At 62.2% G+C, this 14,514-nt stretch carries 13 protein-coding genes; 5 read left to right on the forward strand and 8 right to left on the reverse strand.

Features of this window, described 5'->3' with window-relative positions:
- Positions 1–63 precede the first annotated feature (63 nt).
- Positions 64–915, forward strand: coding sequence for an MEDS domain-containing protein (locus ACO07C_RS11465; protein WP_421914284.1), 852 nt, complete (start codon positions 64–66; stop codon positions 913–915).
- 243 nt (positions 916–1,158) lie between these two features.
- On the opposite strand, the gene ACO07C_RS11470 is transcribed toward ACO07C_RS11465, so the two are convergent.
- The 8 genes from ACO07C_RS11470 to ACO07C_RS11505 form a co-directional block, all read right to left on the reverse strand.
- Positions 1,159–1,383 (reverse strand): hypothetical protein, encoded by a 225-nt coding sequence (locus ACO07C_RS11470; protein WP_421914285.1) that lies wholly within the window; start codon positions 1,381–1,383, stop codon positions 1,159–1,161.
- 68 nt (positions 1,384–1,451) lie between these two features.
- The gene (gene groL, locus ACO07C_RS11475) at positions 1,452–3,080 is read right to left on the reverse strand and encodes a chaperonin GroEL (protein ID WP_421914286.1); all 1,629 of its coding nucleotides are present in this window, start codon (positions 3,078–3,080) and stop codon (positions 1,452–1,454) included.
- 57 nt (positions 3,081–3,137) lie between these two features.
- The gene (locus ACO07C_RS11480) at positions 3,138–3,452 is read right to left on the reverse strand and encodes a co-chaperone GroES (RefSeq protein ID WP_421914287.1); all 315 of its coding nucleotides are present in this window, start codon (positions 3,450–3,452) and stop codon (positions 3,138–3,140) included.
- Positions 3,453–3,923: 471 nt separating this feature from the next.
- A complete protein-coding gene (locus ACO07C_RS11485) occupies positions 3,924–4,517 on the reverse strand; it encodes a DJ-1/PfpI family protein (RefSeq protein ID WP_421914288.1) in 594 nt (197 codons plus the stop codon).
- A 67-nt stretch (positions 4,518–4,584) separates the two neighbouring features.
- A complete protein-coding gene (locus ACO07C_RS11490) occupies positions 4,585–5,535 on the reverse strand; it encodes a substrate-binding domain-containing protein (protein ID WP_421914289.1) in 951 nt (316 codons plus the stop codon).
- Between the two features lie 56 nt (positions 5,536–5,591).
- Positions 5,592–6,590 (reverse strand): ABC transporter permease, encoded by a 999-nt coding sequence (locus ACO07C_RS11495; protein ID WP_421914290.1) that lies wholly within the window; start codon positions 6,588–6,590, stop codon positions 5,592–5,594.
- Complete coding sequence (locus ACO07C_RS11500; RefSeq protein WP_421914291.1) at positions 6,578–8,173, reverse strand: sugar ABC transporter ATP-binding protein; 1,596 nt, start codon at positions 8,171–8,173, stop codon at positions 6,578–6,580. Before ACO07C_RS11500 ends, ACO07C_RS11495 begins: the two co-directional genes overlap by 13 nt.
- Before the next feature lie 11 nt (positions 8,174–8,184).
- On the reverse strand, positions 8,185–8,886 hold the full coding sequence (locus ACO07C_RS11505) for a GntR family transcriptional regulator (protein WP_421914292.1): 702 nt from the start codon (positions 8,884–8,886) through the stop codon (positions 8,185–8,187).
- Between the two features lie 190 nt (positions 8,887–9,076).
- On the opposite strand from ACO07C_RS11505, the gene ACO07C_RS11510 reads away from it, so the two are divergent.
- From ACO07C_RS11510 to ACO07C_RS11525, 4 genes are all read left to right on the forward strand, one after another.
- Positions 9,077–10,303 carry an iron-containing alcohol dehydrogenase gene (locus tag ACO07C_RS11510; RefSeq protein ID WP_421914293.1) on the forward strand — a complete coding sequence of 409 codons (1,227 nt, stop codon included), beginning with the start codon at positions 9,077–9,079 and terminating at the stop codon, positions 10,301–10,303.
- 17 nt (positions 10,304–10,320) lie between these two features.
- The gene (locus tag ACO07C_RS11515) at positions 10,321–11,808 is read left to right on the forward strand and encodes an NAD-dependent succinate-semialdehyde dehydrogenase (protein WP_421914294.1); all 1,488 of its coding nucleotides are present in this window, start codon (positions 10,321–10,323) and stop codon (positions 11,806–11,808) included.
- A 10-nt stretch (positions 11,809–11,818) separates the two neighbouring features.
- Complete coding sequence (locus tag ACO07C_RS11520; protein WP_421914295.1) at positions 11,819–12,646, forward strand: alpha/beta hydrolase; 828 nt, start codon at positions 11,819–11,821, stop codon at positions 12,644–12,646.
- A 707-nt stretch (positions 12,647–13,353) separates the two neighbouring features.
- A complete protein-coding gene (locus ACO07C_RS11525; protein WP_421914296.1) occupies positions 13,354–14,478 on the forward strand; it encodes an efflux RND transporter periplasmic adaptor subunit in 1,125 nt (374 codons plus the stop codon).
- The last annotated feature ends 36 nt before the right edge of the window (positions 14,479–14,514 follow it).

A 14,514-nucleotide genomic window follows, 5' to 3' on the forward strand; every position in this document is an offset into this window, starting at 1 on the left:
CGTGGGCCGCGACCGATCCAGCGGGTCCGTGAAATACTCGTGCATCCGGAAAGTGGCGTCGACATGAGCGATGAGGCTGCCTATGCGCCGCGCAAGTCCGGCATCCGCGTCATGGGCGAGATAAACTGGGGCACACATATCTGCGTCTTCTACGAAGCGGAACAGGACCTGCTTGCCACCAATGCTTCCTATTTCGCGGCTGGCCTGGAGGGCAACGAATTCTGCATCTGGGCGGTATCCGATCCAATCGACGCGGAGACCGCGACGGATGCGTTGCGGCAGTCCATCCCCGACATCGATACACGCCTGTTGGCCGGCCAGATGGAGATGATCCCCGGCACTGACTGGTACCTTCCGGGCGGCGAGTTCGACATGCAGCGCATCACCGGCGGCTGGAATGAAAAGCTGCGCGCGGCCTTGGAACAGGGCTTCTCCGGGATGAGAGTGAGCGGTAACGCATTCTGGATGGGGACGAGCCACTGGAAGGAGTTTTGCCAATATGAGCATGAACTCGACCGGTCGCTGGCAGGCCAGAAGATGGTCGTTTTGTGCACGTATTCGCTATCGAAAAGCAGGGCAGTGGACCTGCTCGATGTCGCGCGCGCCCACCAATTCACCATCACCCGGCGAAAGGGTGAATGGGAATTCCTCGAGACGCCGGAGCTTCAGGCCGCCAAGCAGGAAATCAGGAAGCTGAATGGCGCGCTGGATGTCCTTTCGGACACCGGCCATGCCGCTTTCACAGCCCGCGAGCGTGTCGTGCTCGCCCAGATCGTCAGGGGTTATTCAAGCAAGGAGATTGCCCGCGCCCTGGGAATTGCGCCGCGAACGGTCGAGTTCCACAGGGCCAATCTCCTCAAGAAAACCAACGCACGAAGTACGGTCCACCTCTTGCGCATGGTTCTTGGCGAGTAGCACGATTTCGGCCTCGCTCTCGCTTTGGGAGGCTGGGCGGAGGACTGTCCAGCGCGGCCTGAGAATGCTGTTTTTTGGGCGGCAAAACAGCGCTATGCGATACGTTTCCGGATATGCGCCATGGGCGAACCGAGATGGCCGACATTGTCTCTGGTCAACGGGGTGGAATGCAGAAGGCAGCTAAACGGGCACGGAAACCGAGACCGGTGCATGCCTCGTCTCACCTGCGCAGGATCCCGGCTTTCAGCCGTCGCCGGAAGAGCCGGCAGTGGCCGACACCTGCTGCGCGGCCAGGAACATCAGGGTTGACGCCGCGGTGCGCCGGCTCCAGCCGGCGGCCTCGGCCAAGTCGAGCAGCCCCGCCAACATCGGCTTCAGCACGCTCCTGCATTCGGTTTCGTAGGCCAGGAACTCCCTTGCATCGTGTGTCGGCGCCGGCACCGTTCCAAGGCCAGCCTTCGTATCCATATCCGTCTCCGCTGTTCACCGCCTGTTGCCCGCTCCCCTTGAGGGGAGCGGGCGGTCCGACAGAAATCTCAGAAGTCCATGCCGGCGCCCGCAGGCATGGCCGGGGCGGTTGCCTTTTTCGGCTTCTCGGCAACCATCGCCTCGGTCGTGACCAACAGGCCGGCGACGGAGGCGGCGTCCTGAAGGGCCGTGCGCACCACCTTGGCCGGATCGATCACGCCCTGGCCATAGAGGTCGCCGAATTCGTTGGTCTGGGCGTTCCAGCCCCAACCAAACTCGGCCTTCTCGCGCAGCTTGCCGACGATGATCGACCCTTCGGCGCCTGCATTCTCGGCGATCTGGCGCACCGGCGTCTCGATGGCGCGGCGCACGATCTCGACGCCGGTCTTCTGGTCGGCATTGTCGACCTGCACGCTGTCGAGCGCCTTGGCGGCTCGCAGCAGCGCGACACCGCCACCGGGCAATACGCCCTCCTCGACCGCCGCCCTCGTGGCGTGGAGCGCATCGTCGACGCGGTCTTTTCGCTCCTTGACCTCGACTTCGGTCGAGCCGCCGACGCGGATCACGGCGACACCGCCGGCAAGCTTGGCCAGGCGCTCCTGCAGCTTTTCCCGGTCATAATCCGACGTGGTCTCCTCGATCTGCGCCCTGATCTGTGCAACGCGGCCCTGGATTTCTTCCTTGCGGCCAACACCGTCAACGAGGGTGGTATTCTCCTTCTCGATCACCGCCTTCTTGGCGCGGCCGAGCATCTGCAGTGTTACGTTCTCCAGTTTGATGCCGAGGTCTTCGGAAATCGCGGTGCCGCCGGTAAGGATGGCGATATCTTCCAGCATGGCCTTGCGGCGGTCGCCGAAGCCCGGCGCCTTGACGGCCGCGACCTTGAGGCCACCTCGCAGTCTGTTGACGACGAGCGTGGCGAGCGCCTCGCCCTCGACATCCTCGGCGATGATCAGCAGCGGCTTGCCGGATTGCACCACGGCTTCAAGCACCGGAAGCAGCGCCTGCAGGTTCGACAGCTTCTTCTCGTGAATCAGTACATAGGGCTCTTCGAGCTCGACGCGCATCTTGTCCTGGTTCGTGATGAAATAGGGCGAGAGATAGCCGCGGTCGAACTGCATGCCTTCGACCACTTCGAGCTCGGTCTCGGCGGTCTTGGCCTCCTCGACGGTGATGACGCCGTCATTGCCGACTTTTTCCATGGCCTCCGCGAGAAAGCGTCCGATCTCCGCATCGCCATTGGCTGAAATGGTGCCGACCTGCGCGATCTCATCGTTCCTGGTGACCTTGCGGGCCTTGGCCTTCAGCTCGGCAACCACGGCCTCCACCGCCTTGTCGATGCCGCGCTTCAGGTCCATCGGGTTCATGCCCGAGGCCACAGCCTTGGCGCCTTCCTTTACGATGGCCTGGGCAAGAACAGTCGCCGTCGTGGTGCCGTCGCCGGCGAGGTCATTTGTCTTGGAGGCCACTTCGCGCACCATCTGCGCGCCCATGTTCTCGAACTTGTCCTCGAGTTCGATCTCCTTGGCGACGGTGACGCCGTCCTTGGTAATGCGCGGTGCGCCAAACGACTTGTCGATGACGACGTTACGGCCCTTGGGGCCGAGCGTGACCTTCACCGCATTGGCGAGGATGTCGACACCGCGCAACATCTTCTCGCGGGCTTCGGTATGAAATTTCACCTCTTTGGCAGCCATTGGATCACTCCTTTCTCTAGGCAGCATTCGTTGACTGGTTGGATTTCGGACAAGCCGTCAGGCGGCCTTCCTCACCTGGGCGGCCTGTTCGATCACGCCCATCACGTCGCTTTCCTTCATGATGAGCAGATCCTGGCCATCGAGCCTGATCTCGGTGCCGGACCATTTGCCGAACAGGACGCGGTCGCCGACCCTCACGTCGAGCTCTGTCAGCTTGCCGCTCTCATCCCGCGCGCCGGGACCGACGGCGAGAACCTCGCCTTCCTGCGGCTTCTCCTTGGCGGTATCGGGAATGATGATGCCGCCCGCGGTCTTTTCCTCGGCTTCGATGCGGCGAACCAGGATACGGTCATGCAATGGACGGAACGCCATGTCGTTCTCCTCTTTGGACAAACAGATTGTTGCGGTTCCTCCGCACCGGACCGGCAATATCGGGCCGGCGCGGGACGCGGCGACCCTTGGTCAGGCATCGCGCGCGCATACGAGCTAGTTTTGCGATTTTTCGGTTTCAAGGGCTCGGAAGAAAAAATGGCACTCAAAGTGGGAGAGTGCCAAACGTCCCGTTTTGACGAACCATCGATCACGTGCGCCGGGCTCGCGCGTGATGCCATGGAAGTTGCGTTTGACACATTCTCGGCAAGCCCCACCAATCGCGGGAGAGCGCGCTTTTGATTGGATCCGAGCCAGAGCCCGGTGATCGGGCTGACACTCTTTCGACCTTCGATAGGCTTCCACACCGCAATGTCGGCGATGTTGCGCCGAAAGCGAACACTCGGATGCAGATCATCGAGGATGCTGTCATCATGCAAAGGCCGGCGCGTTTGTCGCGCCGGCCTTTGCGTATCATGCGTGGTGGATCTGTGTGCCCAGAACCTTCAGGCATTCACGGATGAAGGCGGCAAGCGCGGTCCATCCTTTGGCTGAAACCATCGTTCCATCCACGTAGGCGTCGGTCGGCGACAGGTCGATATAGGTACCGCCCGCCAGCGTAACCTCCGGCTCGCACGCCGCCAGCGCTGCGACTTTCTTTCCACGCACGACACCGTCCACCGCAATCAGGATCTGCACGCCGTGGCAGATCGTGAAAATGGGCTTTTTCGCCTCATGGAAGTGACGCACCATGGCCTGGATGCGCTTGTCGGTGCGGATGTATTCCGGCCCGCGCCCACCCGCGCAGTAGACGGCATCATATTGATCGAGCTGCCTTTCCGCCTCGGAAAACGTCTTGTTGATCAACTGGTAGTGACCGAGTTTTTCGGTGTAGGTCTGGTCGCCCTCGAAGTCGTGCAGCGACGTCTTGATCCGATCTCCGGCGTTCTTGTCGGGGCACACGACATGGATCGTATGGCCTACGGCTTCCATCGCCTGTTGATAGACGAAGATTTCGTATTCCTCGGTGAACTCACCGGTCAGCATCAGTATCTTTTTGCCTGGCATGGCTTTTCCTCTCATTCCTGGGGGCAAGGCGCGATCGCGCCCCGCGCTTTTTTGAAATCGGGTCCGGTCAGAACGGCGAGTCCGGGAAATAGTACTCCTTGGCGTTGGCCTGGGTGATCAGAGGCGCATCGAGCTTCACCGTGCCGCGCACGGGCGCCTGACCGATCAGATTGGCGACGGTCATGTAGATCGCCGTCTTGATCATCGACGGCGGGTACGGCGTCTCGACCGGCGTCATCGCGTCGCCATCGATCACCTTCTTCACGATATCCTTCATGCCGTTGCCGCCAAGCGCCAGCTTGATGTCGGTCCTGCCCGACTGCTTCACGGCCTCGAGCACGCCAAGCAGCATGTCATCGTCATTGGCCCAGACCGCATCGATGTGCGGGTACTTGGCCAGGTAGTCCTGCATGAGCTTGAATGCCTCGTCGCTGTTCCAATGGGCATATTGAATGTCCAGCACCTTCAGGCCGGTGCCCTTGATCGTATCCTGGAAGCCTTTGATACGCTCGTCGTCAATGACGGTCGGAATGCCACGCAGCACCACGAGGTCGCCCTTGCCGCCGAGCTTGTCGATCATGAACTTCGCGGTGTTCGCGCCAACCGCGATGTTGTCACCGGCGAGATAGAGGTCCTGGATCGAGGAGTCGGTCAGGCCCCGGTCGACGACGGTGATGAAGGTCCCCGCATCCTTGATGGCCTTGACCGGCTGGGTGAGTTCCTCCGAACTGTAAGGCAGGATGACCAAGGCATCCAGTTTGCGGCTGGCGGACAGATCCTCGAGCGCGCTGACCTGCTGCGCTGCCGATGGCGACGTCTTGACGACCACTTCCATGCCCGGGAAAGCGGCATTGACTTCCTTGGCAGCCTGCTGGGCATGGTAGACCACGCCCGCCGTCCAGCCGTGGTCGGCCGCCGGTATCGACACCGCAATGACCTTCTTGTCTTGCGCCATGGCCTGTCCGGCCAGGAGCAGCGAGCCGAGGGCGGCCGCCGCGATCCATTTTTTACTGAACATTGTCTTCTCCCATTGGACCTACAAAAACCTGGCTCCCGCGTGGTCCGGACGCGGGGCTATTTCGAATTCGAAAACCGCTGGATGAGCATGGCGATGATGATGATGACGCCCTGGACGGCGGCCACCAGATATTCGGAGACGAAGTCCGACAGCACCATGAGGTTGGCGATGAGTTCCAGGATGACCGCGCCGGCGACCGTTCCCCACACATGGCCCTTGCCGCCGCGCAACGCGGTGCCACCGATCACCACGGCGGTGATGACCTGCAATTCCCAAAGCTGACCGGTGGTCGGCGTGGCAGCGCCCAGGCGCGGCACGTAGCAGATGGCGGCGATCGCCACGCAGATGCCCTGGACGATATAGGCGATGGTGCGGGTCTTGATGACCGAGATGCCGGAATAGCGGGCGACATCCTCGTTGGCGCCGACGGCCGCGCATTTGCGCCCGTATTTCATCTTGTAGAGAACGAAGGACGCGACCGCGGCGACCGCGACGGATATCAGGATCGGGACCGGGATGCCTGCGACCGTGCCGAAGTAGACGGGACGGTAGGCATCACGCAGCGACCGGTCGATCGGGATCGTGCCGCCGTCGGTCAGATAGGTTATAAGAGCCCGGAAAATTCCCATCGTGCCGAGCGTCGCGATGAACGGCTCGATCCGGCCAACCGTGACGATCAGTCCGTTGGCGAGCCCACACATCAGCCCAACCAGGATCGCCACCACCATTCCGGCGGGAATGGCCCAGACACCGGCATACGGCGCCACCGCGTTCATGAACATGATGGTGATGCCGGTGATGAAGGCGGCCATCGAGCCCACGGAAAGATCGAGCCCGCCCGACGATATCACGAACGTCGCACCGACCGCGATGATGGCGATGAAGGAGCTGCGGGTGATGACGTTGGCAAGGTTGGTGGCGGAGAGAAAGTCCGGATTGACAAGAAAGCCCGCCACCAGCAGGGCAGCCAATGCCAGGAAGGGTCCGACGTCGGTCCAGGTGAGGTTCAGGTCACTGAAGCGACGTGTGGATGCGGATCCGGTCATGACAGCCATTCTGGTCCTTCCTTGGCTTTTGGCCTTGGTTTGGCGCCACTGGTTGCCAGCAGCGCCACATTGCTTTCGGTCATTTCGGCGCCGCTGACCTCGCCGGTGATGCGCCCCTCGCGCATCACCAGGATGCGATCGCAGATGCCGATCAGTTCCTGCATCTCGGAAGAGATGACGATGCATGCCTTGCCCCTGGCGACGAGGCCCTGGATGAAGGCGTAGATCTGCGCCTTGTTGGCGATGTCGATGCCGCGTGTCGGCTCGTCGATGATGACCACCGATGGATTGGTCAAAAGCACCTTGGCCAGCAGGAGCTTCTGCTGGTTGCCGCCCGAGAGCTGGCCCGCCTTGGCGCTGAGGCTTTTCACCCTGATATCGTAGGTTTCGACGGCGTTCTCCAAGGCCATCGCTTCGCGGCGGATGGCCATCGAGAGGCCCGGATGGAATACACCGAGCGCGGAGAGCGTCAGATTGGGTGCCAGGCGTTCCTGCAGCAGCAGGCCCTTGCCTTTGCGGTCCTCTGTCAGATAACCGATCCCGGCGTCGATCGCGGCGCGCTGCGAAGGGAAGTGTAGCGGCTTGCCTTCAAGTTCGACCGTCGCGGTCGCTGGACGCAGGCCGATTATGCCCTCAAACAGTTCGGTTCGCCCGGCGCCGACCATGCCGGCAAAGCCCAGGATCTCACCCTTGTGGACCGTGAAGGAGACATCCTGCGCATGGCCTGGAACGGTCGCGTTCCTGACGCTCAGCATCGGCACGTTCGAAGGCGCCGTGGTTTTCTCTGGATAAAGCGTTGCCAGTTCGCGGCCGACCATCAGCCGCGCCATGTCCATCTGGCTCAGCGTCTTGCCGGGATAGGTGCCGACCATCTTGCCGTCGCGCAGCACCGTGACCTTGTCGGCGACCCGCTGCACCTCGTCCAGGCGGTGGCTGATATAGAGCACCGCGGTGCCATGCGCCTTCAATTGCAGCACGATCTCAAGCAGCCGTTCGACTTCCCCACCGGTCAGCACGGCGGTGGGTTCGTCGAAGATCACCACTTTGTAGTCGTCGAGCAGCGCGCGGGCGATCTGCACCATCTGCCTATCAGCCAGGGAGATATCGCGCACCAGTGCCGTCGGCGAGACCGTGCAGCCGATCCGCGCCAGCTTCTCGACAGCCATGCGCCGCATTGTGCGGTCGTCCACGATGGGCCCACGCGAAAGCTCGCGCCCGAGAAACAGATTGTCCGTCACAGTGAGCGCCTCGGCGAGCAGGATCTCCTGATGGACCAGCGCGATACCGGCTTCCTGTGCCTGGCTGGGCCTGGTGAATTTCACCGGATGGCCGGCCATCGACAATGCGCCGCTTGTCGGCTCGACATAGCCGGACAGGAGCCGCATCAATGTCGACTTGCCGGCTCCGTTCTCGCCGATGATGGCGTGAATCTCTCCAGGCAGGACGTCTAGAATGACGTCCGACAGCACGGTCACGGGCCCGTATTGTTTCGACAGGCGTTCGGCGCGCAGCACCGGCTCCAGGGCACTCCGGCCGTCGCCTTGCGGCAACGTCCTCCCTCCCTCCCCCGTTATGTTGGCGGCGATGGACATCGGTTCCGGCCTCAATCGAATGCCGGCAGCAGGCGGTCGCGCGAGTGCTCTATGTGGATGCGCATCGCCTTTCTGGCGGCTTCGGGATCGGCCGAGCCAAACGCGGCCAGGATTGCCTCGTGTTCGTCGAGCGCTTCTTCGGTGACCCGGGCATGATACATCAGGCGGAAGATGTGGAAGTGGGAATGCTGGTGGCTCAAGGTCTGGCGAATGAGCTCGTTTTGGGAAAACTCCATGATCTTGTCGTGGAAGATCGCGTCCTGGCGGGCGAAATTCGAATAGCGCAGGCGATCGTCCTTGCCTTCGCGCCGTGACATCACGCCGGCAGCTTCCAGCAAGGTGTTGAGCTTCACCTCATCCATGGCGGCGGCGGCCTTCGCCGCGGCATGCGGCTCAAGCAGAAGCCGCATTTCGTACAATTCATCGAAACGGCGACGGGTAATCTGCGGCGCCGCGCGGTAGCCAATGAGATGCGTCTTGAGCACCAGGCCTTCACCTTCGAGGCGCCCGAGAGCCTCGCGGATGGGTGTGTGGGAGACGTCGAGTTCCTTGACCAGGGTGTCGACGGTGATGCGCGAGCCGGGCGCGATCTTGAGCGCCATCAGCTGGGCGAAGATGGCTTCATAGACATCCTCGACGAGGCTGTTGGAGCGCTGGATGCGCCCCCCTGCGGCAGCCATTTCGGTCGTATCGGGTAAGTTCGTGCTCTGCATCTTTTTGCCTCTTGACAGTGATGATGGCTAACACGATGCTCCGGCCGATGCAATCCTATATCATATACGATTTTAAAGCGGATACATTTTGGACGCGATACGACCCCGATAAGCTCGGACCCGAAGTCCCCGCAGCGGCCGGATTCAACGCGCTTTCGCCTTCAGCCTCCATGAAAGGACGCAGATCATCATGAGCCTTTTCGCCGCCCTCCGGCTGCCGCGAGAAATCCTGTTCGGGAAGGGGCAGCGCCATGTGCTGCCGACGGTGGCTGGCCGGTTCGGCCAGCGCGCGCTGGTCTGTACCGACCAGCGCTTCGCCGGCACCGCGGTCTTCGCGGAAGTCGTCAAGTCGCTCCGGGCAGCCTCGATCGAGGTGCTGGTGCATGACCGCGTCCTGCCCGACGTGCCACGCGACAGCGTCAGCATTTGCGTCGACGAAGCGAAAGAATTTCAGCCCGAGATGGTGATCGGCATCGGCGGCGGCAGTTGCCTCGACTTCGCCAAATGCGCCACCTTGCTGCTCAGCCATGGCGGCCAGCTCCAGGACTACTACGGTGAGTTCAAGGTGCCGGGTCCGACGCTGCCGCTTATCGCCGTGCCCACGACGGCGGGCACTGGCTCCGAAGTGACGCCGGTCGCGGTCATTTCCGATCCCGACCGCACGCTCAAGGTCGGCATATCGAGCCCGTATCTGATCGCGGAAGTTGCCTTGTGCGATCCCGAGCTCACGATGACGTGCCCCCCTGCCCTGACCGCGATAGCCGGCGCCGACGCCTTGACGCATGCGATCGAGGCTTTCACCGCCATGCGGCGCGGCGAAGACCCCGCACTGCCGCAGAATCATGTCTTTATCGGCAAGACCGCGCTGACCGACCATTTTGCGCTGCTGGCCATCAGATTGCTGGGGCGCAGCCTGGAGAAAGCCTGCATCGACGGCACCGATGCCGACGCGCGTGCCGATGTGATGATGGGCGCACTGGCCGCGGGCTGTGCCTTTGGTACTGCTGGAACGGCCGCGGCGCATGCCGTGCAGTATCCGGCAGGGGCGCTCACCCACACCGCGCACGGATTGGGCGTGGCGACGATGATGCCTTACGTCATGACCTACAACAGCCGCGTGGCGGCGGCCGAGATAGCCGAGATTGGCCTCGCGCTTGGCCTCGAAACCAAGGAGCGGACCGTTGTCGAGATGGCCACCGCTGCCATCGAGGAGATCAGGCGGCTGTTCGCGGCGATCGGCATCACGCGGACGCTGTCCGATCTCGGCCTGCCCGCCGACAAGCTCGACTGGACCGCCGAGCAGGCGCTCGGCATCGAGCGCCTGATCAAGAACAACCCGCGCCCGTTCGACCCCGCCGCCATGCGACGTCTCGTGCAGGCCGCACATGACGGTGACCTCGCCGCCTGCGTCATGTGAACCAACGGATCAAGAAGATGACCCTTCCCCTAAATTCCCCGCAGCTCGATCTGGATGGCCATCACGTGCACCGGTTTTCGCACGGACTTTACATCGACGGCACATGGCGCCCCTCTTCCGACGGCCGGCTCATTGACGTCGTCGACCCGTCCTCCGGCGCCGTGATCGCGGCGGTTCCCGATGCAACGCTCGAGGATGCAGCGGCTGCCGTCGAGGCCGCGGCCGCCGCCGCCAGGGGATGGCGAGAGACCGCGCCCCGCAAGCGCTCGGAAATCCTTCGGCGCTGCTTCGAGCTCATGGTCGAACGGTCCGAGACGCTCGCCATGCTGATTTCGCTGGAGAACGGCAAGGCGCTGCGCGACGCCCGCGGCGAGGTGGCGTATGCGGCCGAATTCTTCCGCTGGAACGCCGAAGAGGCCGTCCGGATCAGCGGAGAGTTCGGCACGGCGCCGTCCGGCACCAACCGGATCGTGGTAGACTATGAGCCGATCGGAATCTGCGTGCTGATCACACCGTGGAACTTCCCCGCCGCGATGGCGACGCGCAAGATCGCGCCGGCCCTGGCCGCCGGCTGCACGGTCATCCTGAAGCCGGCCAGCGAAACGCCCCTCACCGCCTACGCGCTGGCGGCGCTCTACAGCGACGCCGGCGTGCCGGCCGGCGTCATCAACGTTCTCACCACGACTAATCCGGGCCCGCTGACATCGGCCATGCTGGCCGATCCGCGCGTCAGGAAGCTGTCCTTCACCGGTTCGACGGGCGTCGGCCGAACCTTGCTTGGCGAGGCTGCCAGGCATGTGATTTCTTGCTCGATGGAGCTCGGCGGCAACGCGCCTTTCGTCGTCTTCGACGATGCCGATCTTGACGCCGCGCTCGATGGCGCCATGATCGCCAAGATGCGCAACGCCGGCGAAGCCTGCACGGCGGCCAACCGCCTCTATGTGCAGTCGGGTATCCATGACGCCTTCGCCGAAGGGCTTTCCAGACGCATGGCGGCGCTTACCGTGGGAGCAGGCACCAAAGCCGATACCGAATGCGGCCCGATGATAACGAAAAAGGCCGTGGACAAGATCGACCGCCTCGTCAAGGACGCGGTGAGGCGCGGAGCCAAGGTGCTTTGCGGCGGCTCGACTTTGGACCGCGAAGGCTTCTTCTATCCGCCGACCGTCTTGTCCGCCGTGCCGCCGGACGCGGACATGGCGCATGAGGAGATTTTCGGGCCGGTGGCTCCCATCACGCGATTCGAGACCGAGGCTGAGGCCATCATGCTCGCCAACGACACGGAATACGGCCTTGCCGCCTATATCTATACCCGTGATGTGGGGCGCAGTATGCGCGTGGCGTCGGCAATCGAGGCAGGCATGATCGGCCTCAATCGCGGGCTGATGTCCGATCCGGCCGCACCCTTCGGCGGCGTCAAGCAGAGCGGCCTCGGCCGCGAAGGCGGCCAGCATCACGGTATCGCCGAGTTCATGGAGGCCAAATATATCGCTGTCACCTTCTGAGCGTTCGTCCATGCGCAAGGACCCCTTCCGCACCCGCGACCACGTCGCCGACTTCGATGACATCGTGGCCGATATCGTCGCGCGCAGCGCATTGGCACGGTCAAGGCTGCCGATGGTGGCTGATGTCGCCTATGGCGAAGGCAAGGCCGAGAGGCTCGACCTGTTCTTTCCATCGGGCAGGCGTGGAAACCTCCCGGTTCACATCTTCATCCATGGCGGTTACTGGCGCATGTTTTCCAGGAGCGACTATTCCTATGTAGCGGACACAGTCACCAAAGCCGGCGCGATCGCGGTCATCGTCGACTATGCGCTGATGCCCGAGGTCAGGATGGCTGTCATCGTCGAACAGGTCCGTCGCGCCAAACAATGGGTGCTGGACAACATCGCCAGTCATGGCGGCGATCCCGCCAAGCTGAGCGTCAGCGGCCATTCCGCAGGCGCCCACCTTGCGACCTTCCTGTTCGAGGCAGCGCCAAAGCCTTCGGGCGTGCGAGCCGCGCTGCTGATGGGCGGCCTGTACGACCTGAAGCCTCTGCAGCTCTCTTTCCTGCACCCGTTGATCGGCATCACCGATGACGAGGTTGATGAGTTTACGCCGATGACAGGTCGGCAAGATCCGAGGGTGGCCGTGACCATCGTTGTTGGCAGCCAGGAAACGCCGCCCTTCCACCAGCAAGCCGCCAGGTTCGCAATGCGCTTGCGGGAGCAAAGCTTAAGGGTGCGCGACTTCCGCCTAGAAGATCGGAACCATATGAACAGCGTGCGAGACCTTGGCATCGTCGGCACGCAAGCCGGGCAACGCCTCATGGAAACTGTTGAAATTTCGAATAGATTATGACCGCCGCGCGGCCTCCCTTGCTTGCTTGGTTGTGGTGACTTTCTTCAAGGAGACCCCTGACCTGATCCAGAGGACTTTAAAGGTCGTTTTTTAGAGATTGTTTCAGATTTGAAGACGACTCTTGGGTGGTTAGCCGCATTTGCCTGAGCCGAGCCGTTTTATCGTCCCGCGCTTTACGCTCGGCTTCCAGAACGAGCCTGGACTCTCGGTCCGCTCTCTCGATTTTTTCCTTGTCTACGCTTCGCCGTTTCAAGACAGCCTCCTTTGGTCCGAGGCCCGAAAAAGAGCGGACATGAGAAAATGTTCCGAACAAATAAAATCGGGTTTTGCATCATTTGTTATTGATCGAAGGCTGTGGTGGGCGCCGTCCCTCGCATGATGGAACATGGGACAAAAATGGCCCAGCTTCATACGCGGTCTGGAACGGGTGATCGATCTTCTGGATGCTCGGCGAACCACGCTGTCGCCGCTTTGACTCCCGAACATGCAAGTCCATGCTTAACCCAAGCTGAACAATTCGGTTCAGCTTGGGTTGTTCGAGCCCCGTTATCTCTAGCCGGGCACGCTCCGAATAGTCAGCGCCGGAACATTTGGCCGACTTCCCTGTTTAAGCTTCGATTTTGAGGGGCTTCCAGAAAATGTATCTAAAGTCGGCAGGGTTGTTCCATACTGTCGCACTGGCGGTTGGCTTAGCGTCACTATGCCTGTTGCCCGGCGCCTGGGGCGCGAGTTCGGCCGAGGCGGCCGATGCCGCCGCCACCAACACGCAGCCAATCCCAGTAACCACTGTCGTAGCCAAGACCGGCACGGTACCCCGCATTATCGCAGGCATTGGCGTCGTCACGTCACTCCAGTCAGTCACCATACGCCCACGCATTGAAGGCGCGGTCAAAGAGATCGATTTCGTTGAAGGCGATACAGTCAGCGCCGGCGACGTTCTGGTGCATCTGGACCCTCGCGCCTTGCAGGCAACCCTGGACGGAGCGCGCGCCAAGAAGGGCCAGGACCAAGCCCTGTTGGATAATGCCCGTGCCGACCTCGATCGCTATTCCACGCTGGCGGACAAGAAGGTCGTTTCGTCTCAGGATCTCGATGGCAAACGTGCCGCGGTCAAGCAGCTTGAGGCCACGCTGGATGCCGACGACGCATCGATCAGCAGTGCCGAGACCGAATTGAGCTATGCCACCATCAGGGCGCCTATCGGCGGTCGGACAGGTTTCAAGACGGCGAGTGTCGGAAGCGTGGTCAGCCAGAGCAACACGGATGGCCTGGTGACGATTACGCAGTTCGATCCGATCAGTGTGGTGTTCGTGGCGCCAGGAGATCGTTTCGGGGAGATCCAGAATGCGTTGAAGACCGGCGTAGCCGATGTTGAGGCCATCGCGACCGACGGGAGCAAGGTGTTGGCGCGAGGCAAGCTGACGCTGATGGACAACATCGTCAACGCGTCGAACGGATCAATTCGACTGAGGGCGAGCTTCGACAATAAGGCGGGCACCCTTTGGCCGGGCTTGCCCGTCGCCACCCGTCTTGTCGTGGCCATCGAAAAAGGCGTCGTCGTTCCGGACAAGGCCCTGGCGCGAGGAACGGATGGCCTCTCGGCCTATGTCATTGGCCAAGACAACAAAGCCGCCAAACATCCGGTCGGCGTGAGTGTCACTACGGATGGCATGGCGTTGGTGACGAAAGGGCTCGCGGACGGCGACACAATTGTCTTCGATGGGCTAGGCCAGATCGCTGACGGAGCCACTGTTCATGTCCTGGGGCCTGGCAACGTCGTCCCGACAGCCGATCAGGCGGTCGCGGCCTCCGGCTCAGCGGCGCAGCCATGAGCCTTACAGAAGACGCCCGGTCAAAATCGCAGGACG

Origin of the sequence: Mesorhizobium sp. (assembly GCF_965229135.1) — a bacterium.
Lineage (GTDB): Bacteria > Pseudomonadota > Alphaproteobacteria > Rhizobiales > Rhizobiaceae > Mesorhizobium.